27 protein-coding genes and 1 pseudogene are annotated in these 23,321 nt (G+C 66.4%); 13 read left to right on the top strand and 15 right to left on the bottom strand.

What is annotated here, in order from left to right:
- The 10 genes from cysW to RS901_RS17790 all read left to right on the top strand — a co-directional run bounded on the left by cysW (position 1) and on the right by RS901_RS17790 (position 9,939).
- On the top strand, positions 1 to 930 hold the full coding sequence (gene cysW / locus RS901_RS17835; RefSeq protein WP_316150113.1) for a sulfate ABC transporter permease subunit CysW: 930 nt from the start codon (positions 1 to 3) through the stop codon (positions 928 to 930).
- A complete protein-coding gene (locus RS901_RS17830) occupies positions 927 to 2,036 on the top strand; it encodes a sulfate/molybdate ABC transporter ATP-binding protein (protein WP_114134211.1) in 1,110 nt (369 codons plus the stop codon). Before cysW ends, RS901_RS17830 begins: the two co-directional genes overlap by 4 nt.
- A complete protein-coding gene (locus RS901_RS17825; protein WP_010810505.1) occupies positions 2,033 to 2,977 on the top strand; it encodes a CysB family HTH-type transcriptional regulator in 945 nt (314 codons plus the stop codon). The genes RS901_RS17830 and RS901_RS17825 overlap by 4 nt, the downstream gene beginning before the upstream one ends.
- A gap of 267 nt (positions 2,978 to 3,244) precedes the next feature.
- A complete protein-coding gene (locus tag RS901_RS17820; RefSeq protein WP_010810506.1) occupies positions 3,245 to 3,613 on the top strand; it encodes a terminase in 369 nt (122 codons plus the stop codon).
- 63 nt (positions 3,614 to 3,676) lie between these two features.
- Positions 3,677 to 4,855 (top strand): sensor histidine kinase, encoded by a 1,179-nt coding sequence (locus RS901_RS17815; RefSeq protein WP_316150112.1) that lies wholly within the window; start codon positions 3,677 to 3,679, stop codon positions 4,853 to 4,855.
- A 99-nt stretch (positions 4,856 to 4,954) separates the two neighbouring features.
- Positions 4,955 to 5,779 carry a LytTR family DNA-binding domain-containing protein gene (locus RS901_RS17810; protein WP_316150111.1) on the top strand — a complete coding sequence of 275 codons (825 nt, stop codon included), beginning with the start codon at positions 4,955 to 4,957 and terminating at the stop codon, positions 5,777 to 5,779.
- Positions 5,780 to 5,911: 132 nt separating this feature from the next.
- Complete coding sequence (locus RS901_RS17805; protein WP_316150110.1) at positions 5,912 to 7,177, top strand: MFS transporter; 1,266 nt, start codon at positions 5,912 to 5,914, stop codon at positions 7,175 to 7,177.
- A gap of 63 nt (positions 7,178 to 7,240) precedes the next feature.
- Positions 7,241 to 8,974: a thiamine pyrophosphate-binding protein gene (locus RS901_RS17800; protein ID WP_316153576.1), complete on the top strand. Its 1,734-nt coding sequence runs from the start codon at positions 7,241 to 7,243 to the stop codon at positions 8,972 to 8,974.
- A 48-nt stretch (positions 8,975 to 9,022) separates the two neighbouring features.
- Complete coding sequence (gene rraA / locus RS901_RS17795) at positions 9,023 to 9,520, top strand: ribonuclease E activity regulator RraA (RefSeq protein ID WP_316150109.1); 498 nt, start codon at positions 9,023 to 9,025, stop codon at positions 9,518 to 9,520.
- Positions 9,521 to 9,522: 2 nt separating this feature from the next.
- On the top strand, positions 9,523 to 9,939 hold the full coding sequence (locus RS901_RS17790; protein ID WP_316150108.1) for a gamma-glutamylcyclotransferase family protein: 417 nt from the start codon (positions 9,523 to 9,525) through the stop codon (positions 9,937 to 9,939).
- Positions 9,940 to 10,023: 84 nt separating this feature from the next.
- Here the strand turns inward: RS901_RS17790 and RS901_RS17785 are convergent, their stop codons facing one another.
- On the bottom strand, positions 10,024 to 10,482 hold the full coding sequence (locus tag RS901_RS17785; RefSeq protein ID WP_316150107.1) for an SgcJ/EcaC family oxidoreductase: 459 nt from the start codon (positions 10,480 to 10,482) through the stop codon (positions 10,024 to 10,026).
- Between the two features lie 62 nt (positions 10,483 to 10,544).
- Positions 10,545 to 11,531, bottom strand: a complete 987-nt coding sequence (locus RS901_RS17780; RefSeq protein WP_316150106.1) for a zinc-binding dehydrogenase — start codon at positions 11,529 to 11,531, stop codon at positions 10,545 to 10,547.
- Between the two features lie 122 nt (positions 11,532 to 11,653).
- On the opposite strand from RS901_RS17780, the gene RS901_RS17775 reads away from it, so the two are divergent.
- The 3 genes from RS901_RS17775 to aceA all read left to right on the top strand — a co-directional run bounded on the left by RS901_RS17775 (position 11,654) and on the right by aceA (position 15,258).
- A complete protein-coding gene (locus RS901_RS17775; protein WP_316150105.1) occupies positions 11,654 to 12,550 on the top strand; it encodes a LysR family transcriptional regulator in 897 nt (298 codons plus the stop codon).
- A gap of 122 nt (positions 12,551 to 12,672) precedes the next feature.
- Positions 12,673 to 13,626 carry an alpha/beta fold hydrolase gene (locus tag RS901_RS17770; protein WP_316150104.1) on the top strand — a complete coding sequence of 318 codons (954 nt, stop codon included), beginning with the start codon at positions 12,673 to 12,675 and terminating at the stop codon, positions 13,624 to 13,626.
- Between the two features lie 336 nt (positions 13,627 to 13,962).
- A complete protein-coding gene (aceA, locus tag RS901_RS17765) occupies positions 13,963 to 15,258 on the top strand; it encodes an isocitrate lyase (protein ID WP_316150103.1) in 1,296 nt (431 codons plus the stop codon).
- A gap of 180 nt (positions 15,259 to 15,438) precedes the next feature.
- Here the strand turns inward: aceA and RS901_RS17760 are convergent, their stop codons facing one another.
- The 13 genes and pseudogenes from RS901_RS17760 to RS901_RS17700 all read right to left on the bottom strand — a co-directional run bounded on the left by RS901_RS17760 (position 15,439) and on the right by RS901_RS17700 (position 23,311).
- The gene (locus RS901_RS17760; RefSeq protein ID WP_316150102.1) at positions 15,439 to 16,524 is read right to left on the bottom strand and encodes a phage integrase Arm DNA-binding domain-containing protein; all 1,086 of its coding nucleotides are present in this window, start codon (positions 16,522 to 16,524) and stop codon (positions 15,439 to 15,441) included.
- A 6-nt stretch (positions 16,525 to 16,530) separates the two neighbouring features.
- Positions 16,531 to 16,728 (bottom strand): excisionase, encoded by a 198-nt coding sequence (locus RS901_RS17755; protein ID WP_316150101.1) that lies wholly within the window; start codon positions 16,726 to 16,728, stop codon positions 16,531 to 16,533.
- Positions 16,729 to 16,824: 96 nt separating this feature from the next.
- A complete protein-coding gene (locus tag RS901_RS17750; RefSeq protein WP_316150100.1) occupies positions 16,825 to 17,181 on the bottom strand; it encodes a hypothetical protein in 357 nt (118 codons plus the stop codon).
- 114 nt (positions 17,182 to 17,295) lie between these two features.
- Positions 17,296 to 18,303: a hypothetical protein gene (locus RS901_RS17745; RefSeq protein WP_316150099.1), complete on the bottom strand. Its 1,008-nt coding sequence runs from the start codon at positions 18,301 to 18,303 to the stop codon at positions 17,296 to 17,298.
- Positions 18,300 to 18,428: a hypothetical protein gene (locus tag RS901_RS17740; RefSeq protein ID WP_316150098.1), complete on the bottom strand. Its 129-nt coding sequence runs from the start codon at positions 18,426 to 18,428 to the stop codon at positions 18,300 to 18,302. The genes RS901_RS17745 and RS901_RS17740 overlap by 4 nt, the downstream gene beginning before the upstream one ends.
- A complete protein-coding gene (locus RS901_RS17735; protein WP_316150097.1) occupies positions 18,425 to 19,138 on the bottom strand; it encodes a hypothetical protein in 714 nt (237 codons plus the stop codon). Before RS901_RS17735 ends, RS901_RS17740 begins: the two co-directional genes overlap by 4 nt.
- Positions 19,135 to 19,395: a DNA translocase FtsK gene (locus RS901_RS17730; RefSeq protein ID WP_316153575.1), complete on the bottom strand. Its 261-nt coding sequence runs from the start codon at positions 19,393 to 19,395 to the stop codon at positions 19,135 to 19,137. Before RS901_RS17730 ends, RS901_RS17735 begins: the two co-directional genes overlap by 4 nt.
- A pseudogene (locus tag RS901_RS17725) lies at positions 19,396 to 20,283 on the bottom strand (recombination-associated protein RdgC); the annotation flags it as partial.
- An 18-nt stretch (positions 20,284 to 20,301) separates the two neighbouring features.
- The gene (locus RS901_RS17720) at positions 20,302 to 20,940 is read right to left on the bottom strand and encodes a lambda exonuclease family protein (protein WP_316150096.1); all 639 of its coding nucleotides are present in this window, start codon (positions 20,938 to 20,940) and stop codon (positions 20,302 to 20,304) included.
- Entirely contained in the window at positions 20,928 to 21,173 is a 246-nt protein-coding gene (locus RS901_RS17715; protein ID WP_316150095.1) for a hypothetical protein, read from the bottom strand. Before RS901_RS17715 ends, RS901_RS17720 begins: the two co-directional genes overlap by 13 nt.
- Positions 21,173 to 21,820, bottom strand: coding sequence for an ERF family protein (locus RS901_RS17710; protein ID WP_316150094.1), 648 nt, complete (start codon positions 21,818 to 21,820; stop codon positions 21,173 to 21,175). The genes RS901_RS17715 and RS901_RS17710 overlap by 1 nt, the downstream gene beginning before the upstream one ends.
- 1 nt (position 21,821) lies before the next feature.
- Positions 21,822 to 22,064, bottom strand: coding sequence for a hypothetical protein (locus RS901_RS17705; protein ID WP_316150093.1), 243 nt, complete (start codon positions 22,062 to 22,064; stop codon positions 21,822 to 21,824).
- Positions 22,061 to 23,311 carry a hypothetical protein gene (locus tag RS901_RS17700; protein ID WP_316150092.1) on the bottom strand — a complete coding sequence of 417 codons (1,251 nt, stop codon included), beginning with the start codon at positions 23,309 to 23,311 and terminating at the stop codon, positions 22,061 to 22,063. Before RS901_RS17700 ends, RS901_RS17705 begins: the two co-directional genes overlap by 4 nt.
- Between the last annotated feature and the right edge of the window lie 10 nt (positions 23,312 to 23,321).

Raw genomic sequence — 23,321 nt, 5'->3', positions numbered from 1 at the left:
ATGGCCGGCGCAGTTGCGGGACGCCTGGGCGGGCAAGCCAACGCCCCGGCCCATCACAGGTTTGACGCCACCGGCGAGGCGCCATGGGTGCGCTACACGCTGATCACGGTGGCAGTGCTGTTCCTCACGCTGTTCCTGTTCGTGCCGCTGGCCTCGGTCTTCTATGAAGCCTTGCGCAAGGGCGTGCAGACCTACTGGGAAGCGTTGATCGAGCCCGACGCACTCGCCGCGATCCAGCTCACGCTGACGGTGGCAGCGATCGCGGTGCCGCTGAACGTGGTGTTCGGCGTGGCGGCGGCGTGGGCCATCGCCAAGTTCGACTTCCGCGGCAAGAACCTGCTGATCACACTGATCGACCTGCCGTTCTCGGTGTCGCCGGTGATCTCCGGCCTGGTCTACGTGCTGCTGTTCGGCGCGCAGGGCTGGCTGGGGCCGTGGCTGGAAGCGCACGACATCAAGATCATGTTCGCGGTGCCGGGCATCGTGCTGGCCACCATCTTCGTCACCTTCCCCTTCGTGGCGCGCGAGCTGATCCCGCTGATGCAGGCGCAGGGCAGTGAAGAGGAAGAGGCCGCGATCGTGCTGGGCGCCTCGGGCTGGCAGACCTTCCGCCATATCACGCTGCCCAATATCCGCTGGGGCCTGTTGTACGGCGTGATCCTGTGCAACGCGCGGGCGATGGGCGAATTCGGCGCGGTGTCGGTGGTGTCGGGCCATATCCGCGGGCTGACCAACACCATGCCGCTGCATGTGGAGATCCTCTACAACGAGTACAACTTCGCGGCGGCCTTTGCGGTGGCCTCGCTGCTGACACTGCTGGCACTGGTCACCCTCGGCATCAAGACGCTGGTGGAATTCCGTGCCCGCAAGGAAACCGAAGAGGCTGCACCAGAGCGGCCGCTGGCAAGTTTGCAAGGACAAGCATCATGAGCATCCAGGTCAAGAACGTAGAGAAGCGCTTTGGCGACTTTGTCGCGCTGGACAACGTCTCGCTCGATTTCGACGAGGGCGAGCTGACCGCGCTGCTGGGGCCGTCCGGCTGCGGCAAGACCACGCTGCTGCGCATCATCGCCGGCCTGGAGCGCGCCGACGCGGGCCAGATCGTGCTGGCCGGGCGCGATGCCTCCGACCAGCATGTGCGCCAGCGCCAGGTGGGCTTTGTGTTCCAGCACTATGCGCTGTTCAAGCATATGAGCGTGTTCGAGAACGTGGCCTTCGGCCTGCGCGTCAAGCCGCGTGCCGAGCGCCCGAGCGAAGCGCAGATCCGCGACAAGGTGCGTTCGCTGCTGGAGTTGGTGCAGCTTGACTGGCTGGCGGACCGCTACCCGTCGCAGCTCTCCGGTGGCCAGCGCCAGCGTATCGCGCTGGCCCGCGCGCTGGCGGTGGAGCCGCGCGTGCTGCTGCTGGACGAACCGTTCGGCGCGCTCGACGCCAAGGTGCGCAAGGAACTGCGCCGCTGGCTGCGCCGCCTGCACGATGAACTGCACGTGACCAGCGTCTTCGTCACCCATGACCAGGAAGAAGCGCTGGAAGTGGCCGACCAGGTGGTGCTGATGAACCGCGGCCACGTGGAGCAGTATGGCTCGCCAGAGGCCGTCTACAACCATCCGGCCACGCCCTTCGTGTTCGGCTTCCTCGGCAACGTGAACCTGTTCCACGGCCGGCTGGAAGTGGGCGAGAGCGGCGGCCTGCTGCATACCGGCGAAGCGGTGCTGCCGGTGGTCGGCAGCGGCCATGAGACCGCCGGCGACGCGGTGGCCTATGTGCGCCCCCATGACCTCGACCTGGAACGCTATTCGCCCGGCGCCGACGGCATCGCCGTGACGCTGCGCCGCGCGCTGACGCTGGGCCCGGTGGCGCAGCTTGAACTCGAACGTGAAGACAACCAGGACGTGATTGAAGTCGCGCTGCCGCTGGAGCGCTTCCGCCATGCGGGCTTCCGCGAAGGCGAGTTGCTTGCGGTACGCCCGCGCCAGCTGCGCGTGTTCACGCAACCGCGTACCACGTCCACCCAACAAGAAAAGGCGACGACATGAACTTCCAGCAACTCCGATCGATCCGCGAGGCGGTGCGCCGCCAGTTCAACCTGACCGAAGTCGCCAATGCGCTCTACACCTCGCAGCCTGGCGTGTCGCGCCAGATCCGCGAGCTGGAAGAAGAACTGGGCGTGGAGATCTTCGAGCGCTACGGCAAGCGCCTGACCGGGCTGACCGAGCCGGGGCGCGAGATCGTGCGCATCGTCGAACGCCTGCTGCTGGAGGCCGAGAACCTGCGCCAGGCCGGCGACGAATACGCCGGCCGCCATACCGGCCGCCTGACCGTTGCCACCACCCACACCCAGGCACGCTATGCACTGCCGCGCGTGGTGCAGGCATTCCGCCGCGAATACCCGCATGTGACGCTGGCACTGCAGGAGGCGTCGCCAACGCATATCGTTGAGTTGCTGCTGACGGGGCAGGCCGATATCGGCATCGCCACCGAGGCCCTGGCCACCGAGGCCGGGCTGACCTCGTTCGAGGCCTACAGCTGGCAGCACGTGCTGGTGGTCTCGCCCGGCCACCCGCTCACGCGCCTGCCCGAGCCCACGCTCGAAGACGTGGCCGGCTTCCAGCTCATCACCTATGACGCGGGCTTCACCGGCCGCCGCAAGATCGACAGCGCCTTTGCCGAGGCCGGCCTGCAGCCGGAGATCGTGCTGACCGCGCTGGACGCCGACGTGATCAAGACCTACGCCGAACTGGACCTGGGCGTGGGCATCATTGCCTCGATGGCCTATGACGAGCGCAAGGATTCCGGCCTGGTGCGGATCTCGGCCGACCACCTGTTCGCGCCCAACACCACCAGCGTGGCGGTGCGGCGGGGCGCCTACCTGCGCGGCTATGCGCACGCCTTTATCAACATGTTCGCGCCGCACCTGTCGCCCGACACCGTCAGCAGCGCGCTGTCCGAGCAGGAGCGCCAGGCCCTGGCGGCCTGATTCTGGCCTGATCGCGGGCGGCTGCCAGGCGACGCAGGGGCCACCCGAGCGCCGCCGGCCTGCGCCATCCGCCCCGGCACGGTGCCGTTCGCGCCCCGTGCCCGCCGTTCGTCGCAAGATGCTTTCTTCGTGCCCGGGTGAGGGGTACAGTCCTTGCACGTGCCCGCGGCTTGCCGTCCGGCGAGCGCCGCACGTGTACCGCAGCGCAACAAAGCTTGCGCGCGGCCGCCGGTCTGCAAGGGCCGGGCAAGGGAGACAGAGACGATCATGCGCGACGACGAACCGCTGCTGCGCTGGCAGTGGCGCGGCTATGCCCGCAACCACCAGCATCCCCGCAACCTGCTGCTGCATATCGTGGCCGTGCCGATGTTCATGGCCGGCACCGTGCTGGGCCTCTACGGCCTGCTGCGCCTGAGCCTGCCGGCGGTGGCGCTGGGGCTGGTGTGCATGGGCATGTCGATGGCCCTGCAGGGCCGCGGGCACCGGCTGGAAGCCCACGCGCCGGAACCGTTTGCCGGGCCGGCGGACATCGCCGGCCGCATCCTGGCCGAGCAGTGGATCACGTTCCCGCGCTATGTGCTGTCCGGCCAATGGTGGCGCGCGCTGGCCGGCCGGCGTGCCGGGCAGGGCGGCTGAGGTGACCCCGCGCTGCCCGCCTCATCACATTCCCGCATTGCGCCAGGCTCAGTCCGCGCTAACATGAACGCCATGGACCGCTGCTTATCCAACGTCGCCACCGCCATCCCCTCCCGGCTCAATATCCTCGGGCGCGACCTGCTGTTCGTGCTGTGCATGAACTCGGTGATCGCCATCAGCCTGAACTACGGCTTCCAGACCGGCGGCAGCCTGTGGCACAACTTTGTCTACAGCCAGCTGATCGGCCTGTCGATCTGGGTGCTGATCGACATTCCGCGCGTGGTGATCTGGTGGAACGACCGGCCGCGTCGCTGGCCCTTCCTGCTGCTGGCCGCCGCCGCGGTGCCCGCGGGCGTGGTGTTCGGCAGCTGGGCCACGCGCGTGGCGCTGGACCTGCCGCCCAAATCGGCGGACGAAGCCGGCGGCATGCTGCGCATGTGCCTGGTGGTGGGCATGCTGGCCGCGGCCTCGATGATCTATTTCTACTGGTCGCGCGAGAAGCTGGCCTCGCTCGAGCGCCAGGCCGCGCTGGACGCCCTGCAGCGCGAGGAAGCCGAAAAGCAGCTGGTGCGCGCACAGCTGATGGCGCTGCAGGCGCAGATCGAACCGCATTTCCTGTTCAACTCGCTGGCCAACCTCGACGGGCTGATCGCCACCGACCCGCCCGCCGCGCGCCAGCTGCTGCAGCGCCTGATCGGTTTCCTGCGCATGTCGCTGGCGCATACCCGCGCCGAGCAATGCACGCTGCGGCAGGAGTTCGAGCTGCTGCGCAGCTACCTGGACATCCAGGGCATGCGCTTCGGCCAGCGGCTCTCGTTCGACATCGACCTGCCGCGGGAACTGGCGAAGGTGGAGATCCCGCCCATGCTGATCCAGCCGCTGGTGGAAAACGCGGTCACGCACGGCATCGAGCCCTGCATGATCGGCGGCCATATCCGGCTGTCGGCGCGCGCGGCCGGCGACAATGCGGTGCAGGTCATCATCGCCGATACCGGCGTGGGCTTCGGCCATGCCTCGGGCAAGGGCTCGGGCCTGGGCATCACCCATGTGCGCGAGCGGCTGGCGCGTATCTTTGGCGCGGCGGCCTCCATGCAGATGGAAGAGAACACCCCGCGCGGCGTGGTAGTGCGGCTGACGCTGCCGCTGGAGCGCCCGGCCGAAGCGCCCACCCTGACCCAGACCGTCGTCACCAGCGTGCCGGAGGGCATGCCAGTATCGGCCCCGGCCATGCAGCGGCTCTGAGCGCCCGCCTGCCAACACGCCTGACAGGAAGAACGGCTGGCACCGCCCGCGGCGGTGCCGCTGACAACGCCAGGACCCATCCACCACCCCAACGCCCCCATGACCCCGACCCTTCTGATCGCCGATGACGAAGCGCTGCTGGCGCGCGTGCTGGAATCCGAACTGAAGTCGCTGTGGCCCGAGGCCCGTATCGTTTCCGTGGTCCACGACGGCGTGGCCGCGCTGGCGGCCGCGCGCGAGCACCAGCCGCGCGTGGCCTTCCTGGATATACGCATGCCGGGCATGAGCGGCATGGACGTGGCGCGCGAACTGATTGAGTTCGACACCCCGCCGCTGGTGGTTTTCGTGACCGCTTACGACCAGTTTGCGCTGGAGGCGTTCGAGCGCGCCGCGGTGGACTATGTGCTCAAGCCGGTGCAGCGCGAGCGGCTGGAGGCGACGGTGCAGCGCCTGAAGGACCGCCTGGCCGGCCCCGCCGACGATGAAGACACCGAGACCGAAGCCTCGATCGCGGAGACGGACCGGCTCGGCCAGTTGCTGGCGCGCCTGGAATCGCTGGAGAACGCCACGCCAGGCTCGGGCGGTGCGCCGCAGCGGCAGTACCTGCGTTTTATCAAGGCGCTGGTGGGACAGGAGGTGCGCATCATCCCCGTGGACGAAGTCATCTACCTGGAGGCTACCGACAAGTACGTGAACGTGGTCTCCGGCGCCGGCGAAGCGCTGATCCGCACCAGCCTGCGCGAGCTGACCCAGCAGCTGGACCCGGAGCGCTTCTGGCAGGTGCACCGCGGCACCGTGGTCAACATCACCTGCGTGGCCAGCGCGGTCAATCAGTCGCTGGGCCGGCTATCGCTGCGGCTGCGCGACCGTCCTGAACTGCTGCCGGTGGCGCGCCAGTACGCGCACCTGTTCAAGCAGATGTAAGCGCGGTCGGCGGGCGGCGTGGCCGCCACCTGGCTGCAGGGGGCAGGGGTTTTCCTCTATGATGCGGGCTTCGGCCCGTATTTTTTTGGCTGCCGCCTCCCGTCCTGCCGCATAGCCTCTGCCACCAGCGCCATGTCCACTGCCGCACTCGATCCCACGCGCAATCCCCTTCGTCATGATGCCCAGGTGATCGGGCTGGTTGGCCTGGCCCACGGGGTTTCCCACTTCTATCACCTGTTGCTGGCTCCGCTGTTCCCGTGGATCAAGGCGGAATTCGGCCTGAGCTATGCCGAGCTGGGACTGCTGATGACGGTGTTCTTCGCGGTCTCGGCGGTGGTGCAGACCGCGTCCGGCTTTGTGGTCGACCGCTTCGGCGCGCGGCCGGTGCTGTTTGCCGGGCTGGCCTTCCTGGGCGCCGCGGCCTTGCTGCTGTCGACCAGTTCCGGCTATGCCGCGCTGCTGTTCGGCGCGGCCGTGGCGGGGCTGGGCAACGGCGTATTCCACCCGGCCGACTTCACGCTGCTGAACAAGCATGTGTCGCAGCCCCGGCTGGGCCACGCATTCTCGGTGCACGGCATTTCCGGCAACCTGGGCTGGGCGGCGGCGCCGCTGTTCCTGGTGGCGATCGCCAACCTGGCCAGCTGGCGCGTGGCGCTGGCGGCGGCCTCGGCGGTGGCCTTTATCGTGCTGGCCGTGCTGGTGGTGCTGCGCCATGTGCTGGACCCGCGCGAAGTGCAGGGCGCCGTGGGCCGGCCCGCGGCCAAGGCTGCGGCGGCGGGCGGCAGCGTGCTGGGCTTCCTGCGCCTGCCGCAAGTATGGGTGTGCTGGGCCTTCTTCCTGCTGACCACGTTCTCCGCCGCCGGCATCCAGAGCTTTGCGCCGACTGCGCTGACCTACCTGTACGGCATGCCGTTCACGTTGGCGACCGCGTCCTACACCATCTATATGCTGTGCAGCGCCGGCGGCATGATCGTCGGCGGCTTTGCCGCCAGCCGCACCAGCAACCATGACCGGCTGATCGCGGTGAGCTTCACGGTGTCGGGGCTGATGGCGGTGCTGGTCGGGCTGAACCTGGTGCCGGCGCTGCTGGTGCCGGTGCTGATGGGAGTGATCGGCTTTGGCGCCGGCACCGCGGGGCCGTCGCGCGACCTGCTGGTGCGCGCGGCCGCCCCCGCCGGCGCCACCGGGCGCGTCTATGGCGTGGTCTACTCGGGCCTGGATATCGGCTTGGCGTGCGGCCCGTTGTTCTTCGGTGCGCTGATGGATGCAAAGCTGCCGGCCTGGGTGTTCTTCATGATCGGCGGCTTCCAGCTGCTGTCGATCTTCACCGCGGTGACGGTGGGCAACGGCAACCGCTCGCGCCGCGGCGCGGCGGCGAGCCAGGCGGAGGCCGCCTAGCCCGGGCCGGGCCACCCAAGCACCGCCTTCCGAATTCGATTGCCTGAGGATGCTTTCATGTCAATGACGCCGGCCAATGCCACCCAGCCTGACGATTCCGAACACGGCACCACGCTGCCGGGCGGCCATATCCTGGTCGATGCGCTGCTGGCGCACGGCGCCGAGCTGGCCTTCGGCGTGCCGGGCGAAAGCTACCTGGCCGTGCTGGACGGCTTCCACCGCCGCCGCGATCAGTTACGCTTCATCGTCTGCCGCCAGGAGGGCGGGGCCGCCGTCATGGCCGAGGCCTACGGCAAGCTGACCGGGCGCCCCGGGCTGGCCTTCTGCACGCGCGGGCCGGGCGCCACCAATGCCAGCATCGGCGTGCACACCGCCTTCCAGGACTCGACGCCGATGATCCTGTTCATCGGCCAGGTCGGCACCGACTTCATGGACCGCGAGGCCTTCCAGGAAATCGACTACCGCCGCATGTTCGGCCAGATGGCCAAGTGGGTGGCGCAGATCGACCGGGTCGAACGCATCCCCGAATACATTGCGCGCGCCTACCAGACCGCGACCTCCGGCCGCCCGGGCCCGGTGGTGCTGGCGCTGCCCGAAGACATGCTGGCGCAGACTGCGGTGGTGCCGCAGCTGCAGGCGTACCAGCGCGTCATGAGTTGGCCGGGCGAGGCCGACCTGGCGCGGCTGGCCGAGATGCTCAACGCCGCCGAGCGCCCCTTCGTGCTGGCCGGCGGCAGCGGCTGGACGCCGCAGGCCTGCGCCGACCTGCAGGCCTTTGCCGAGCGCTTCGCGTTGCCGGTGGGCTGCGCCTTCCGCGGCCAGGACCTGTTCGACAACCGCCATCCCAACTACGCCGGCGATGTCGGCATCGGCATCAACCCGGCGCTGGCCGAGCGCGTCCGCAACGCCGACCTGGTGCTGGCCATCGGCCCGCGCCTGGGTGAGATGACCACCGGCGGCTACGCGCTGATCGCCGCGCCGCGGCCCGCGCAAAAGCTGATCCACGTGCACGCCGGCGCCGAGGAGCTGGGCAGCGTGTACCAGGCCGACCTGATGATCCAGGCGTCGATGCCGGCCATCGCCGCGCGCCTGGCCGGCCTGCAGCCCGCCGCCGCGCCGCGCTGGCAGGCGTGGACTGCAGCCGCGCATGCCGACTATGAACGCTACCTGCAGCCGCCCGCGTTCACGGGGCAGGGGGTCGACATGGCCGAAGTCATCCGCGCGCTGGATCAGCTGCTGCCGGCTGACGCGGTCGTGACGAATGGCGCCGGCAACTACGCCGGCTGGCTGCACCGCTATTTCCACTATCGCCCGTTCACCAGCGGCGGCCGCGGCCAGCTGGCCCCGACCAGCGGCGCGATGGGCTATGGCGTGCCGGCGGCGGTCGGCGCCAAGATCGCCTTCCCGCAACGCACCGTGGTGGCGCTGGCCGGCGATGGCTGCTTTCTGATGAATGGCCAGGAACTGGCTACGTCGATGCAATACCAGGCGCCGGTGATCTTCATCGTCGTCAATAACGGCATGTACGGCACCATCCGGATGCACCAGGAACGCGAATACCCGACCCATGTCTCGGGCACCGAGCTGCACAACCCCGACTTTGCCGCGCTGGCGCGCGCCTATGGCGCGCGCGGCGCCACCGTGACCACGACTGAAGCCTTTGCCCCGGCATTGCGCGAGGCATTGGCCGCGCCGGTATCCACGCTGATCGAGATCCAGGTGGACCCGGACGTGATCACGCCGCGCACCACGCTGAGCGCCATCCGCGCGCAGGCGCTGGCCAGCCAGCAACAGTGAGGCCGAGCGGCCCGACCGGATTCTTTCTTACCTATCAGGAGACCATCGATGAAGCCCGTCACCACCGACCTGTGCGATGCGCATGAAGACCGCCTTGCCGACGGCACCTTGCGCGTGATGGCGCCGGTGTTCCGCGCCTTCGGCAAGCAGGGCGCATTTGCCGGCCCGGCCGCGACGCTCAAGGTGTTCGAAGACAACTCGCTGGTGCGCACCGCGCTGGAAGCGCCGGGGCAGGGCCGCGTGCTGGTGATCGACGGCGGCGGCTCGCTGCGCTGCGCGCTGGTGGGTGGCAACCTTGGCCTGCTGGCCGAGAAGAACGGCTGGGTCGGCATCGTCGTCAACGGCTGCATCCGCGATACCGCCGAGCTGGACGTGTGCGATATCGGCATCCGCGCGCTGGCCGTGCATCCGCAGAAAAGCCAGAAGCGCAACGTCGGCGAAAGCGACGTCACGGTGCTGATGCCCGGCGCCGTGGTGCGCCCGGGCAACTGGATCTACGTCGATGCCGACGGCGTGCTGGTCTCGGACAAAAAGCTGGAGAACTGAGCATGCCGCGCGTCTTTGTCTACGGCACGCTGCGTGCCGGCGAGGTCAACGACCTGAACGCCGCCGCCCAGCGCCACGGCATCGCCGCGCCCACGCTGCTGGGCACGGGTACGGTGGCCGGCAGGCTCTATGACTTCGGCACCTATCCCGGCCTGGTGCTGGACGCCAGTGGCGGGCCGGTCGTGGGCGATCTCTACGAGATTGCCGACGCGCTGTTGCCGGTGCTCGACGAGATCGAAGAGGTTTATCCCGGCCAGGCCACGCTGTTCGTGCGCGAGGAACGGGCCGTGTTGCAGGACGGGCAGCCGGTTGCCTGCCTGCTGTATCCAGTGGCCGAGTCGGCCGTGGCCACGCTGCCGCGCATCGACAGCGGCGACTGGGTAGCCTATCGCCGCGCACGCGATACGACTGCGGCCTGATCCAGACCGTCTTCCACATGGGAAGACGGTCCCACGCCCTGGCACCGGCTGGCGCCACGGCCGCAATGGTTCACGGCCGGCTCCTCACGGCTGCCTGGCGGGACTGGTGGTCGAGAAGATGTAGCGCGCGAAGCGCCACTGGCCATCGGCTTCACGTTGCAGCAGGAAGAGCTCCTGGTTGCTTTCCGGACCCGGCGGCTGGTCGGACGCCAGAACCTTTGCCGTGCCGGTGGAACGCGTGCGGGCATAGGCCCAGTCGCGGGAGACGGGACGGATCTCGTCGATCTTGAAGTCGATGTTGAGCTTGATCGTGTCAAACACGCGGCGATAGGTGTCGCGCACCGCGTCCCGGCCAACGGCGGGCTGGCTGTTCTGCGGCATGAACGCCGCATCCCTGGCGTAGAGCTGCATGACGCCGTCGATATCCGAGGCATTGAGTGCCTGCTCATATCGTTCCAGCTGCCGTGTGATGGCGGCCCTGGCCGCCTCGTTCGCGTCGGCCTTTCCTGCCATGGCGGCCAGCGGCAGCAGCAGCGTGGCCAACAACGCGGCGGATCGCAGGTGTGGAGTGAAGGTACCCATGGCAGATGTTCTCCCGGTCAGCATCAGATCCGGACGACCAGCTTGCCGAGGGCGCGGTCGCTTTCCAGCAGGCTGTGCGCACGGCGAACGTCATCGAAGTCAAAGGTCTGGGTGCGTAGCGATGGCATGCGTCCGGCAGCAGTCTCCTGCGCGACCCACCGCAATGGCGTATCGGCCAGTGGCATCGCGGGCGTGCCAAACAGCCCGCTCGGGAAGAAGTTCAAGCGCGTGGCCGCGGGCAAGTCCTGCGTCAGGTGGAACTGCTCCAGCACCGGCGCGCCGCCGAGCAGCCCGATCACTGTGGCCGCGCCGAACGGGCGCAGTGTCTTGATCGAATCCCGCAGTGTGGCCGCACCCACCACTTCGAGCACAGCATCGACGCCATCGGGCACGAGCTCGCGCACGGCGTTTGCCACCTCGCCGGCGTCGATAACGACGTCATCGGCGCCCATCTGTTCGAGCCGTTCCCGGTTCGCCGGAGAGCGCGTCGTGGCGATCACGCGCAGCCCGCTTGCCTTTGCATAAGCCACTGCCGCCAGGCCCACCGAAGCCGTCGCGCCGCGTACCAGCAGCGTCTGGCCCTGGTCGATGGCGAGGCTCTTGTCCAGCGCGCCCCAGATGGTCAGGTACGCCTCGGGCAATGCCGCGAGCTCTTCCCACGACAGTGCAGTGCCGTCCAGCGAGATCACGTTACTGCGCAGCACGGTAATCTGCTCGGCATAGCTGCCGTTGCGGCTGAACTGCAGGCCGCCCATTGCCGTGGCCACCGGGTGGCCGGTGCGGAACACGCCAGCCGGATCGTGGATGACTTCGCCGACAGCCTCGATGCCCGGAACGACCTGTCCGGAGATCGGCCCCATCTTGCCGGTACGCCGATAGACCTCGGCCCGATTGACGCCAAACGCGCGCACGCGGATCTGCACTTCATCGGCCCCCGGTTCGGGCGACGCGATGTCCCGCATCTGCAGGACCTCGGGCCCGCCCGGCTGTTCGATGACATAGGCTTTCATGGCAATGACTCCTCTGGTTTGAGGCTGCCCCGTTGGCAGCCGTTGAACCCAGTGTGGGGCAATCATTTATGAAATAAAATGCGGATCAATTAGAATCTTGCTCTCACAAATGAGAGGATTGCATGGACCTCAATGCCGTCCAGATGTTCGTCAGCGTGGTGCAGGCGGGTAGTCTGTCGGCGGCGGCCGAACGCCTGGGTGTTCCGTTGCCGACGTTGAGCCGCCGGATCCGGGAGCTCGAACGGCAGCTGAACGTGCAGTTGCTGGAGCGCTCCGTGCGCGGCACACGGCTGACCGATGCCGGCGCACGCCTTTACGAGCACGCGGGCCGCGGCATCGAGGCCCTGGTGGAGGCCGAACAGGCCGTGATCAGCGACCAGGCCCGGCTGAAGGGGCGGCTACGGTTGTCGTTGCCGCCGGGGTTTGAGCCGTGGTGGGAGTTGCTGTCGGCATTCCAGCAGCGTTATCCGGATATCCGCACACATGTCTACACGACCGAGCGGCGCGTGGATCTGGTCGAAGACGGCATCGATGTGGCCCTGCGCGTGGGCCCGATTGTCCATGAGTCCATGGTTGCGCGGCACGTATTGTCCTATCGCCATGTCCTGGTTGCCAGCCCAGGGCTCATTGACCGGCTGGGCATGCCCGAGTCTGTCGAGGCGCTGCACCGGTTTCCCTGCGCGGTCTGGGCATTGGGCGCCAATGCGCCCGGCGAGTGGCGCCTGGGCGAGCAGACGGTCGCGCCCAGGAGCGTGCTGGCCACAAACGAATACACGCACTTGCGCAGCCGCGCCCTTGCGGGCGAGGTCGTCACCGAGCTTCCGCCTTTCCTTGCCGCGTCGGCGATTCGCGCCGGAAGACTGCTTGTGCTATTGCCCGGAGAGCCGATGCCAGAACAACAGATCAGCTTGCTTTATCCCTCGCACCGCCACCCGTCCGCGATCGTCCGCGCCTACCTCGGGTTCTGCCAGGAGCAGGTTTCCATGTTGGTCGACGCCAGCACAATTGCTTCCGGGTGATGAGCGCGGCCGTCCAACGACCTGAACCCCGGCTCGTTTCAAACAGACGGCGCCCATTCGCGGCGCTGATTGCTTTTGCGTAGCATCACCGGCGATGACATCGACCAATGGAATCGACGGCCATGAATGCTCCGCAATCCCTGCAGCCGCAGGTCTTTCCCCAGCAGTTCTTTATCCACGCCGGCGACGTGCGGCTGTCCGCCACAAGTTGGGGGGAGCCCGGGCCAGGGCGGCCCACCATCGTCCTGGTGCACGGCTATCCCGACAGCAGCGAGGTCTGGCACGGCGTGGCGGCGCAACTGGCGGGGCGCTTCCATGTGGTGGCCTATGACGTGCGCGGGGCGGGGCGCTCAACCGCGCCGCGTGCGACTGACGCTTACCGGCTGCAGCAGCTTGCCGATGACTTCATCGCAGTCATCGACGCGGTCTCGCCGCAGCGCCCGGTGCACCTGGTGGGTCATGACTGGGGGTCGATCCAGAGCTGGGAGTTCGTCACCGATGCACGGCTGCAGGGGCGCATCGCCTCATTTACCTCTTGCTCCGGCCCATGCCTGGACCATGCGGCAATCGGCCTGCGCGAACTGCGCGGGCAGCGGTCGCTGGCCGCGTTGGGCAAGACGCTGCGGCAGCTGGCGGCATCCTGGTATATCGGCGCCTTCCACCTGCCGTGGCTGCCGGAACTGACCTGGCGGCTGTGGCTGGGCCGTGCGTGGCCGCGCTACCTGCGCCTGACCGAGAACCTGCGCACGGCGCCCAGTCCCACACAAAGCGCCGACGGCAGCCACGGTGTGCGCTTGTACCGCGCCAACTTCCTGCCCGTGCTGCGCGCCCCACGCCAGCGTCATGCCCATGCGCCGGTGCAGGTGATCGTGCCGCTGCATGACCGCTATGTGAAGCCGGCGCTGACCGAAGACCTGCATCGATGGACCACGCAACTCTGGCGCCGCACGGTGCCCTCGCACCATTGGCTGCCGCTGGCCGACGCCGAGGGGTTTGCCGCCATGGTGCGGGAATTTATCGAACATATGGAAGGGGAGCCGGCCTCACCGGCGCTACTAGCCGCGCGCCTGCGCTAGCGGCCGCGGCGCATCCTGCGCATTTTTCATGATGTGGAAAGATGTTTTGGACCGCAAAAATACATGGTTTGCGTAGCACAAGACCATTTCTCATGATGGAAGATCATGTCCCGCATCGTGAAATAAAATTGCTAAGTCATTGAATCATTGAAGTAAAAAAACTAAGCGCCAACTGCAGATCGAGGTTGTTGCAACGCGGGAGCGTTCTCTACACTCTTATATAAGACACATGATCTGAGACGCGAAAACAGCGACCCACGCAGCAGCACCGCGACGCAACCCAGGCCAGGTGATCAAGAGATTCTCAGCCATCCCCCGATCATCAGGAGAGTGACCATGACCCGCCAAGAACAGATCCAGGCCCTGCAGAAAGACTGGGATACCAATCCCCGCTGGAAGGGTATCAAGCGCAACTTCACCGCCGAAGACGTGGTGCGCCTGCGTGGTTCGGTACAGGTCGAACACACTCTGGCACGCCGCGGCTCCGAGAAGCTGTGGAACCTGCTGCACACCGAGCCGTTCGTCAACTCGCTGGGCGCGCTGACCGGCAACCAGGCCATGCAGCAAGTGAAGGCCGGCCTGAAGGCCATCTACCTGTCGGGCTGGCAAGTTGCCGGCGACGCCAACCTGGCCGGCGAGATGTACCCCGACCAGTCGCTGTACCCGGCCAACTCGGTGCCGCAAGTCGTCAAGCGCATCAACAACACCTTCCAGCGCGCCGACCAGATCCAGTGGAGCGAAGGCAAGGGCGACACCGACTTCTTCGCCCCGATCGTGGCTGACGCTGAAGCCGGCTTCGGCGGCGTGCTGAACGCCTTCGAGCTGATGAAGTCGATGATCGAAGCGGGCGCCGCAGGCGTGCACTTCGAAGACCAGCTCGCTTCGGTGAAGAAGTGCGGCCACATGGGCGGCAAGGTGCTGGTGCCGACCCGCGAAGCCGTGGCCAAGCTGACCGCTGCCCGCCTGGCCGCCGACGTCTCGGGCGTGCCGACCCTGGTGATCGCCCGTACCGATGCCGAGGCCGCCGACCTGCTGACCTCGGACGTGGATGAGAACGACAAGCCGTTCTGCACCGGCGAGCGCACCGTGGAAGGTTTCTACCGCGTGCGCAACGGCCTGGAGCAATCGATCTCGCGCGCCCTGGCCTACGCTGAAGTGGCGGATTTGGTGTGGTGCGAAACCGGCAAGCCGGACCTCGAGTTCGCCAAGAAGTTTGCCGAAGCCGTGCACGCCAAGTTCCCGGGGAAGATGCTGGCCTACAACTGCTCGCCGTCGTTCAACTGGAAGAAAAACCTGGACGACGCCACCATTGCCAAGTTCCAGAAGGAACTGGGCGCCATGGGCTACAAGTTCCAGTTCATCACGCTGGCTGGCTTCCACTCGCTGAACTACTCAATGTTCAACCTGGCCTACGGCTACGCCCGCAACCAGATGAGCGCGTTCGTGGAACTGCAGGAAGCCGAGTTCAAGGCAGCCGAGAAGGGCTTCACCGCGGTCAAGCACCAGCGCGAAGTCGGCACCGGCTACTTCGACGCCGTGACCCAGACCATCGAAGGCGGCCAGTCGTCGACGACCGCGCTGAAGGGATCGACCGAAGATGAGCAGTTCTTCGAAGACAAGAAAGTGGCCTGACTCTCCTGGTCACCCCCGCCGGGACGTGGGTCCGGCGGTTAAAGAAGGCGTGCGACCATCACGCTTTCTGATTTAGGCGCCGCGCCGTTCTCTCTCAGGGACGGCGCGTTTTTTTATTTCCCAATGCTGGCGCGGGTTAGCGGGTAGCTGTTCAACAGTTGTTCAAAATTCGTTCAAAACCTACGCAGCATTGATGCTCACTTTGATCGGTTCCAAGCCGCGATTGTTGGCGTAGAGATCCGCGATCGCATCGCTCATGTGCCCGAGCAGCGCCTTGGTATCGATGCCACCCTGTTCCATGTAGAGCCGCTTGCAGAGGCTGCGGATTTCATGGAATGTCGGCGCGTCGTCTCCATGGATGCCGGCCAGCTCCCTGGCTTCGGCAAAGGCAGTCGAGACGGTGCTGAGGCGCACCGGGTCGCCCCGCTTTGTGCCGCCGATAGACCTGAGATGGTGGATCAGGTATTTGCTGACCACGCCTGTCGATTTGCAGCGCACGATCACGTCGGCCAGCGACATGCCGATGACATCCATCCGCAATGCCGTAGGGATGGCAATCCGCACCTCGGTCTTCGACCGCTGTAGTACAGCGACATCACCCTTGACGAAAGTGCGTTCCCACCGCGCCACGGTCGATCGATCCTGGCCCGAAACCAGCGCCAGCAGCATCGCATTCGGCAGCCAGTCCGCGACCTCCGGCGCCTTGGCCAGGATCGCGTGGAACTCGGCCAGTGTCATACGGCGCCGGATCACCTTGTGTTTGATCTTCTCGGTCACCGCGGCCGGGTTCCTGTCCATCCAGCCGAGGGCAATGCCCTTCGTGCAAATCGTGGTGATGCGCGTCCGGATCTTCTTGGCATAGGCCAACGTGCCTTTTCCCTTGATGGCTTCTAGCATGTCGGCAATGTCCTTGGTGGTCAGCGCTGCGCATTCGATGTGCCCGATGGCGTTGCTGATCACCCGGTCAAAGCCGTTCCGCGCGACCACAGTGGAGTGCTTCACCCCGTCGGTCGGCATCTTCTCGATCAACTGCGCGACGGTTTCCTTGCCAGCTGAAACTCGCTCCGCAAGGGAGCGCTGGACCGCACCCCGCTCGACCACCAAGTTCGCCTCCAGAGCCTCGTGGATGGCCTGCGCCGCCGGCACCCTGCCGATCACGTGCGTCTTGCCGTCGCGCGGATCGCGCCAAACGTAATAGCCAGGCCGGGGCTCGTGGAGGTTGGGCGGGAAGTGTGCGCGCTTGCGGATGCGTGGACGGGCTGCCATGGCTTGTTATTGTGGGATGCGGCTGGCGAGAGAAGGGCGGGCAATGCCGTTCTGGAAGACGGCATTTTCCTCCACGTAGTAGGCCCGGCCGACCTTCACCGGTGGCGGGTAGATCTTGCCGTCGCGGACCCACAAACGCGCAGTGCGGATAGCTGGGGGTGGGTCGAACTGCGACTTCAGCCATTCGTCCAGGCGCTTCTTCATTTGCTCTCTCCAATCCGCCAGGTATGGCGGGTCAATTCAATGATTCGTTCTGCTTGCTGCTGCATACAGGCGATAGGTTGTAGTAGGCGCGGGCCGTCAACGCGGCTCTCCCGCTGGTGGCGTGGCGCTCAGTTCGTCTCCAAACTTGTGGATTCGTGCGCGCATTTCTGCTCTTGTTCGTTTCCAGTCATCTCTAGCCGCGCGCGCCTTCTTGATGGACCTGATGCGGACATGCCTGTAGTGCCAAGTCAGGATTGGCAGCGTGATTGGAAGCGCCAACAGTCGCACAACGCGCCAGATCCACCGAAGCGCAATGCAGATGAGGCCGATCGCGCCGCCGACGCTGCCAGCCATCAGGCACAACATCTCCCACGCTTCGCGGAACTGTTGGCGATGTGTCGGGCCATTGATGATGACCGCCGCCACCACGTGACGGACTTCCTGCCGGCTCATTGCTCGCCGTCGCATCACGCACCCTCCTTGCTGGCGCTCATGCGACCATACGAATATCCGAAGACGAACCCAAGTCCGCCGAAGAAGACCGTCAACAAAGCTACTTCGTGCCATTCATACATATCCCCCCTCCTTTTTGGCGCTCATGGCGGCGTCGATGGATTTGCGGAATTCGATGATGGAAATGCCAATATTGCCCTTCGCCGTTGTCGCCGCAGCTATGGCGTTGAACAGCACCTGATAGGGTAGGCCGGACAAGCGCTTGGCATTCTCATTGAGGGGAATGGACTGAGCGCGAAGTGCCGCTTCCCCCCGCTTTCGGTTCAGAACGTCCCCGACAAGGGGCCATGCGGCAATGGCGGCTATGATTTCCTGCCAATGCTGATTCGGCGTGGTTCCGGCCATCGCAGCGGGGACGCCAAGGACATAGCGCACAGTCGAAAACGCACCGCTGACCGTTTCAATGTCCCACCCTTCCGGTATGGTCGCCCGATGCCGCGCCGCATCGCGCGCATCCTGGTCGGCAGGCGCTGCGGCGAGCAGGGCGCGGGCCTTTTCGATGGCTTTGCCGGTCGTGATGCGGTGAGCGGCCGACGGCGGCATGGCCGCGCTCACGTCCTCCAGTACATTGAGGATGAATATCATGTCGTGCTGTACCCGCACCGTCAGCGCGGCAGGCGATGCGCTCGGCGCAGGGGCGGCGTATCGAGAAGCGCAAGCAATCCACGCATCCCGTGCGGCCGCTTTCGATTGCTTTCCGAACCACACGAAGTCTTCGGCCCATGCATCGAAGGCTTCCATGTCATCCGCCTGTTGCGCGCTGGCGCTCGGGGCGGCGCGGATGCCATCGTCGATGTCGCACGAATCTTCCGGGCACACCACGCCATCGCGCGCGCCGGCCGCACAGATGTCGCCATAGCCATGCTGGCAGTCTTTCGGCGCCTGCCTCGCCTCGCCTTGCGGTTGCTGCGCCAGGGCTTCTCCCCTTGCCAGTTTCCTGATCATGCGAGCTGCCCGCAGCGCGTCGGCCAAGCTCATGAAGGCGCCATCCATGCTCAGATAGTCCGCAGCCTGGAGCAGAAGCGCCTCGCGATCTGGCTGCTTTTCGTTCTTCTTGGTCATTGTTTGTTGTCCTCGATGGGTTGGGCCAACTTCTTCATGAAGTTGTGCTGGGCTCTCAGGCCGGCCGCCATGGCGATCAGAAGGCCCAGCGCGGTCACGATCAGGGATATGAGGCACACGCTCATGGCGCACCGTGTAGCGTGGCGCGCCGCGCATTGAGCAGTCCGGCGCCGGCCTGAGGGAAGGCCGCGCCGGCGCGCACATGCGCCAGGCAGGCGGCATCCCGGTAGTCGTCTGCCCGGAGCGGCTGAGCGTCGTGCTGGGGCGCCTCCTTCAGCCAAACGACCGCGGCGTCGGGGCGGATCAGCTTCCCCCTCTTCTCGGCGTAGCGCAGGCGCGCGAGCTGGTTCTGACGTGCGCAGTACTCCGGGTCTTTCCGCATGCGGCGCGAGTACTCGCGGTTCACCTCGTTCTTCGTTTTGCGGTGTGGTAGGGGCGCGTCCGGGCCAGCGCCCAGCTTCCAGCGGTTGACCCGCGTGGAATGGGCAGCCACCTTGGCATAGCCTCCGACGTGAACGTCGGTGCCGTGGCGATCGCGCATGCACTCTTGCACCGCGTGCGGCGTGACCTTCAGTGCTTCGGCCAGTTCTCGGGACGTCATCATCTTGCCGCCGGCCAGCACGCCTTTCACACCTTCCCAGACCGGGGAGAAGCTCTCGCGTCCGCAGTCACGCGGGCCCAGCCCGAGGGCCACGTAGCCGTGCTTCAAAATGGCGGCGGCGGTCCGGCCAGGGAATCGAGCGGCTAGCCGCTTGGTGGGCTCTTTGTCCGCCCAGTGTTGGCGCAGCAAAGCATCTTCCTCGGGTGTCCAGACCTTCCAGGGCTTCGTCGTCATGCCGGGGCTCCCGCCAGTACCTTGCGAGATCCATCCGAGCCCATGGGTGACACGATGCAGCCGCCCTCCATCTGCTCGAGCAAGCGTGCTGCGCGGTTGTATCCAATGCGCAGATGCCGCTGTACCAGTGAGATGCTGGCCCGCTTCGCCTTCTGGACCACCTCCACAGCCTGGGGGTAGAGCGGGTCCGCGTCGGTGGCGGCCGGCGACTCAGCGTCCTCCGCGGCGGATACCAGGTCGTCTGGCGCCTCGGGCACCTGCTCGCCGCCCAGCGCGTACACGAGATCAGACAGCAGGCGGGCGAGTTCGCCTGCCATCAGCAGGAAATCGCCATCGAAGGCCTCGTCTGCGGTCTGCTCTGCCGAGCCGGCCGATTCCTTCAGGACATCCAGTGCGGCAACGCGCTTGAGCGTGAGCCCTTCAGTCAGCACGAAAGAGACGCGGTCGTTCCACGTCATGGCCAGGTGGGTGCAGCGCTTGCCGGCGGCGATGTGGCGGCTCACGTCCTCTGATTCCAGGGTGTGCTGCACATAGCGCACCGTGGCGCGGCCCTCGCCAGTGGCGCGCAGTTCAGCATCCTGGTCGATCGTGAAGCCGGCCGGGGCCGCGTCGGTCGCGAGCCATTCCGTCATGGCGGCTACCGGTGCATGCTTGACTCGAAGGGTCACCAGTTCAAGCTTGTCGACAGACTTGAACAGGTAGCCCGTCAGCGCGTCAGCCTTCGTGCTGCTCGGCGCGTCGATCGCCAGCCAGCCGTTGGCCGGGTCGATCCAGGCCGCGATCTTCGTCCGGATGCTGAATGCTTTGGGCAGCAGTTCATCGGTGACGGCATCCTTGATCTCGCGTAGTTGCTTGCGGCCAGGCTTGTAGCCTTGCTGCTCTTCAGCCTCTGCGGCGCGCGCCTGCGCGGCTTCCTTGACCACGGCCGCCGGCAGCAGCTTCTTCTCGATGCACAGGGTGATCAGCATCTGGCCGTTGACACTGTGTACGAGGCTGCCGCCGTCGCGAGGCGGAATCCAGCCCTGCGAGGACATTTCCAGATCCGTGCACGGCGTGTAGGCGTGCTGTTCCAATGCCTCTGCCAGTTCTTCGGCGCTCAGTTGGAAGTCAGTGAGGCGGTAAAGGGTGAGATTGCGAAACCACATATTCGGTCTCCGTGTTGTTCAGGCGGCCAGCTTGCGCAGCTCGGCCACGTTGTCTTGCACCAGGTAGTCGAACTCCAGAAGGTCGGCAACCATGGCTTCGATGTATTCCTCGTCGCGCTGGATGCGCCAGCGGAAGAAGTCCTTGCCGGTGGCGGCCTTCATGGGCGGGCAGTAGATGCAGAAGTCCCACCAGGCACGGCCGGACAACCACAGGTTTCCCTGCACCTGGTCCGTGTACTTCGCCAGGTCGTGGCCGATCAGCGTCGTGCGCAGCTCACCCGGCGCGATCAGGCACTTGTATTCCGCGCCGCCGTCGCCCTGGATCCAGCCGTCGGCGCTGGCGCCGAACTTGCCGTCGTCGGACAGGACCATCCCGACCGGCTGCACGTAGACGCCAATGTCGGCCTGGTGCGCGATGCGCGCGTCCGGCTCCAGTTCATGACCGCGGCGCATGGCCCAAGTCTCGAAGTTGTCGTCCAGGGCTTCGCCGCTCAGGATCTCGACCGCCAGGCGGAAGGCATAGTCCAGCGCGGCTTCGGTCGGCTGCTGCGTGTTGCGCAGCTTGGACCGAGCGACGCGGAACATGCTGGCGGTGCAAACTCCGCTTCTGGCGGCCAGCCATTGAGGACTCCCCTGACTGCAATTTACGATCCGCATGCTTCCTCCGTGACCGGGTGGCCGAGGCATCCGCTCTTCGGGTCGAAGTTGTCGCATTTGCCGATGGGCAGGAACTCATTGCCGGCGGCGAGCGCGTCGAGCAGGTGGTGCTTCGCCTCGTCCGGCGTCATTTGCCGGCCGTCGTCGTCGCGGAACATGCCGCGGTACTGGCGCTTCGGTGCGTTGGCCAGAAAGCCCTTCACGTCGAGCGCGAGATGGATGCGGGTGCCCATCACGCTGCCTCCTGCGTAGCCGCGCGCAGTTCCTGCATGCGCTGGTTGAAATAGTCGGAGTACTTGGCCTTCTCCGCCTTATCCAGCGCGCCCATGACCTTGCTCAGTTCGCCGATGGTCGTCGCGTCGCGCATGCCCGGGTGCTCTTCCGCCGCCGGCAACGCGTTGGTGCCTGCGTTCGGCTCGCGGTCCTCGTCGAGGTCGTCGTCAGCAGCCACGCCCAGCATGGCGCTCACGATGTACCGGCGCAGGTAGGTGATGGCGGCGCCGAACTTCTTGATGTCGCGGTCGTCGCGGTACAGGCGCGCCACTGCGGTGATCTCCGCGCCGGTCGAGTGGCCCAGCACCGTGCGAATGACCGTGCCTCCGCCTTCCTCGGTCACCAGTTGGAACAGGCACAGGCCGTTCTCGGACAGCGCCGGCGTGGTCTTGGCGCGGATCTCCTGCAGGTCTGCATAGCGGAAATCGTAGGAGCCGATCCGCTTGTTGGTGTCCTTGTCCTTGATCTCGATCGTGACAGAGCGGTTTTTCTCGATGGGCTGGAAGGCGCCTTGCGCCTTAGCCAGCGCGGTGTACATCGGGCCCATGCCGCCGGCCGGCGCCGGCGTCAGGGTGGTCTCTACGTGCGGGACTTGGTTGGTGGTCATGTCAGGCTTTGCCGTCGATATGCATTGCGCGGGCTTCGGCGTGGAACGCGGCCAGCGAGTCGAGAGTGATGCGCGCGCAGAAGTTGTCACCTTCGCGCCAGATGCCAAGGGCGGCGCCGTCGTCGCCGAAGTCAAAGGCCAGCACGTGGTAGAGGTGCCCGTCGTAGTCGAAGCCGAGCAACGGCTTTGCTGCGGACAGGCGCGATTCAGGCAGCAGCACTTTCTTCATCGGAATGGAGGTCATTGCTGGGCTCCGGTCGCGGCGGCGATGGTGGCGTCGATGCGGTCGGCCAGGTCGCCGGCCGGCACATGGGCGCGAGCTTCGACCAGCAGGGCCAGCAGCGAACCGGCCTGCTCGCGCACGCGCTGCGCGGCGGCCGCGGCGGCTTCCTGCTCGCGGCGGCGGGCTGCGGCTTCCTCGCGCTGGCGCTTTTCCTCGGCGGCGCGGGCTTCGGTTTGGCGTTGCTCCGCTTCTGCTGCGGCGCGGGCCTTCTCGCGGGCCTCGGCTTCTTCGTGCTGGCGCTTGATAGCGGCGATGGCTTCGGCTTCCTCGCGCTCGCGGCGGGCCTTGTCGGCGCGTAACTGGGCCAGTTCCTCGGCATCCCGCGCGGCTTCCAGCATGGTGTTCAGGTTGCCCAGCGCGGCTTCGATGGCGGCGCCGGCCTCGGCCTGGAACTCGGCGAAGTCGTCCGCGGCTTCGGCGGCGAGCGCGTCGATGCGCTGCTGGATCTGCTTCACGCCCAGCCCGATGCAGGTCGTCGGGGCAGTCTCGATTGCGTGGATGCGCTCCTTGAGGCGGGCCGCGCGCTTGCGCTCGGCCTCAGCCTTGGCTTCCTCGGCGCGGCGGGCGGCGGCCTCTGCTTCCTGCCGGGCGCGCATGGCAGCCAGTTCCTCGCGTGCCTTGGCGTTCTCCAGGTGTACGCGAAGGGTGGAGAGGGCGGTGTCGACTGCCTCCTTGGCCTGGTCGGCGTATTCCTCCCAGTTGCGCTGGCCCAGGTATTCCGGCGATTCCAGATCGCGGATCGTGGCGGCCACGTCAGCCACAGAGGCGCTCAGGTATTCCTTCGGCAGCGTGGTGATCGCATTCAGGCAGGCTTGGTGCGTCCCGATCCGCGCGCTCTCGGCGCGGGCCTTGGCGATGCGCTCTTCGTCCTTACGGCGCTCATCCGCCTTGACCTGGTCGTAGACGGGCGTCTCGATCGCCCTCACTGCTGCGACGATCTCGTCGCGCTTGTTGCGTACCCATTTCTGCGCGTCCAACATCGGCCGGTTCCAGGCCGTGTAGGCCTCGTCCGCTGCGGTGCGCGTGGTCACGCAGCGCCGCACGAACTCACGGGCAGCCTTGTTGCCGACCGGGGTCTTCACGTCGAAGACCTCAGCACTGGCCACGCGCAACTCAGCCAGACCAGCTTCGATGGCGTCATACAGCGTAAGGCCGGTAGCCGGCTCAGCTCGGACCGGGTCCAGAACTTCGATTTCGGGTGCTCCCATGGATTCCTCT

The sequence above is a fragment of the Cupriavidus sp. BIC8F genome (assembly GCF_032465815.1).
GTDB lineage: Bacteria > Pseudomonadota > Gammaproteobacteria > Burkholderiales > Burkholderiaceae > Cupriavidus > Cupriavidus necator.
Note: the sequence above shows the minus strand (reverse complement) of the source record. Positions and strands in the feature narration are given on the sequence as shown.

Coding starts and splice junctions, on each gene's coding strand:
- cysW (WP_316150113.1), top strand. CDS start 1: ATGGCCGGCGCAGTTGCGGGACGCCTGGGCGGGCAAGCCAACGCCCCG.
- RS901_RS17830 (WP_114134211.1), top strand. CDS start 927: ATGAGCATCCAGGTCAAGAACGTAGAGAAGCGCTTTGGCGACTTTGTC.
- RS901_RS17825 (WP_010810505.1), top strand. CDS start 2,033: ATGAACTTCCAGCAACTCCGATCGATCCGCGAGGCGGTGCGCCGCCAG.
- RS901_RS17820 (WP_010810506.1), top strand. CDS start 3,245: ATGCGCGACGACGAACCGCTGCTGCGCTGGCAGTGGCGCGGCTATGCC.
- RS901_RS17815 (WP_316150112.1), top strand. CDS start 3,677: ATGAACGCCATGGACCGCTGCTTATCCAACGTCGCCACCGCCATCCCC.
- RS901_RS17810 (WP_316150111.1), top strand. CDS start 4,955: ATGACCCCGACCCTTCTGATCGCCGATGACGAAGCGCTGCTGGCGCGC.
- RS901_RS17805 (WP_316150110.1), top strand. CDS start 5,912: ATGTCCACTGCCGCACTCGATCCCACGCGCAATCCCCTTCGTCATGAT.
- RS901_RS17800 (WP_316153576.1), top strand. CDS start 7,241: ATGACGCCGGCCAATGCCACCCAGCCTGACGATTCCGAACACGGCACC.
- rraA (WP_316150109.1), top strand. CDS start 9,023: ATGAAGCCCGTCACCACCGACCTGTGCGATGCGCATGAAGACCGCCTT.
- RS901_RS17790 (WP_316150108.1), top strand. CDS start 9,523: ATGCCGCGCGTCTTTGTCTACGGCACGCTGCGTGCCGGCGAGGTCAAC.
- RS901_RS17780 (WP_316150106.1), bottom strand. CDS start 11,531: ATGAAAGCCTATGTCATCGAACAGCCGGGCGGGCCCGAGGTCCTGCAG.
- RS901_RS17775 (WP_316150105.1), top strand. CDS start 11,654: ATGGACCTCAATGCCGTCCAGATGTTCGTCAGCGTGGTGCAGGCGGGT.
- RS901_RS17770 (WP_316150104.1), top strand. CDS start 12,673: ATGAATGCTCCGCAATCCCTGCAGCCGCAGGTCTTTCCCCAGCAGTTC.
- aceA (WP_316150103.1), top strand. CDS start 13,963: ATGACCCGCCAAGAACAGATCCAGGCCCTGCAGAAAGACTGGGATACC.
- RS901_RS17760 (WP_316150102.1), bottom strand. CDS start 16,524: ATGGCAGCCCGTCCACGCATCCGCAAGCGCGCACACTTCCCGCCCAAC.
- RS901_RS17755 (WP_316150101.1), bottom strand. CDS start 16,728: ATGAAGAAGCGCCTGGACGAATGGCTGAAGTCGCAGTTCGACCCACCC.
- RS901_RS17750 (WP_316150100.1), bottom strand. CDS start 17,181: ATGAGCCGGCAGGAAGTCCGTCACGTGGTGGCGGCGGTCATCATCAAT.
- RS901_RS17745 (WP_316150099.1), bottom strand. CDS start 18,303: ATGACCAAGAAGAACGAAAAGCAGCCAGATCGCGAGGCGCTTCTGCTC.
- RS901_RS17740 (WP_316150098.1), bottom strand. CDS start 18,428: ATGAGCGTGTGCCTCATATCCCTGATCGTGACCGCGCTGGGCCTTCTG.
- RS901_RS17735 (WP_316150097.1), bottom strand. CDS start 19,138: ATGACGACGAAGCCCTGGAAGGTCTGGACACCCGAGGAAGATGCTTTG.
- RS901_RS17720 (WP_316150096.1), bottom strand. CDS start 20,940: ATGCGGATCGTAAATTGCAGTCAGGGGAGTCCTCAATGGCTGGCCGCC.
- RS901_RS17715 (WP_316150095.1), bottom strand. CDS start 21,173: ATGGGCACCCGCATCCATCTCGCGCTCGACGTGAAGGGCTTTCTGGCC.
- RS901_RS17710 (WP_316150094.1), bottom strand. CDS start 21,820: ATGACCACCAACCAAGTCCCGCACGTAGAGACCACCCTGACGCCGGCG.
- RS901_RS17705 (WP_316150093.1), bottom strand. CDS start 22,064: ATGACCTCCATTCCGATGAAGAAAGTGCTGCTGCCTGAATCGCGCCTG.
- RS901_RS17700 (WP_316150092.1), bottom strand. CDS start 23,311: ATGGGAGCACCCGAAATCGAAGTTCTGGACCCGGTCCGAGCTGAGCCG.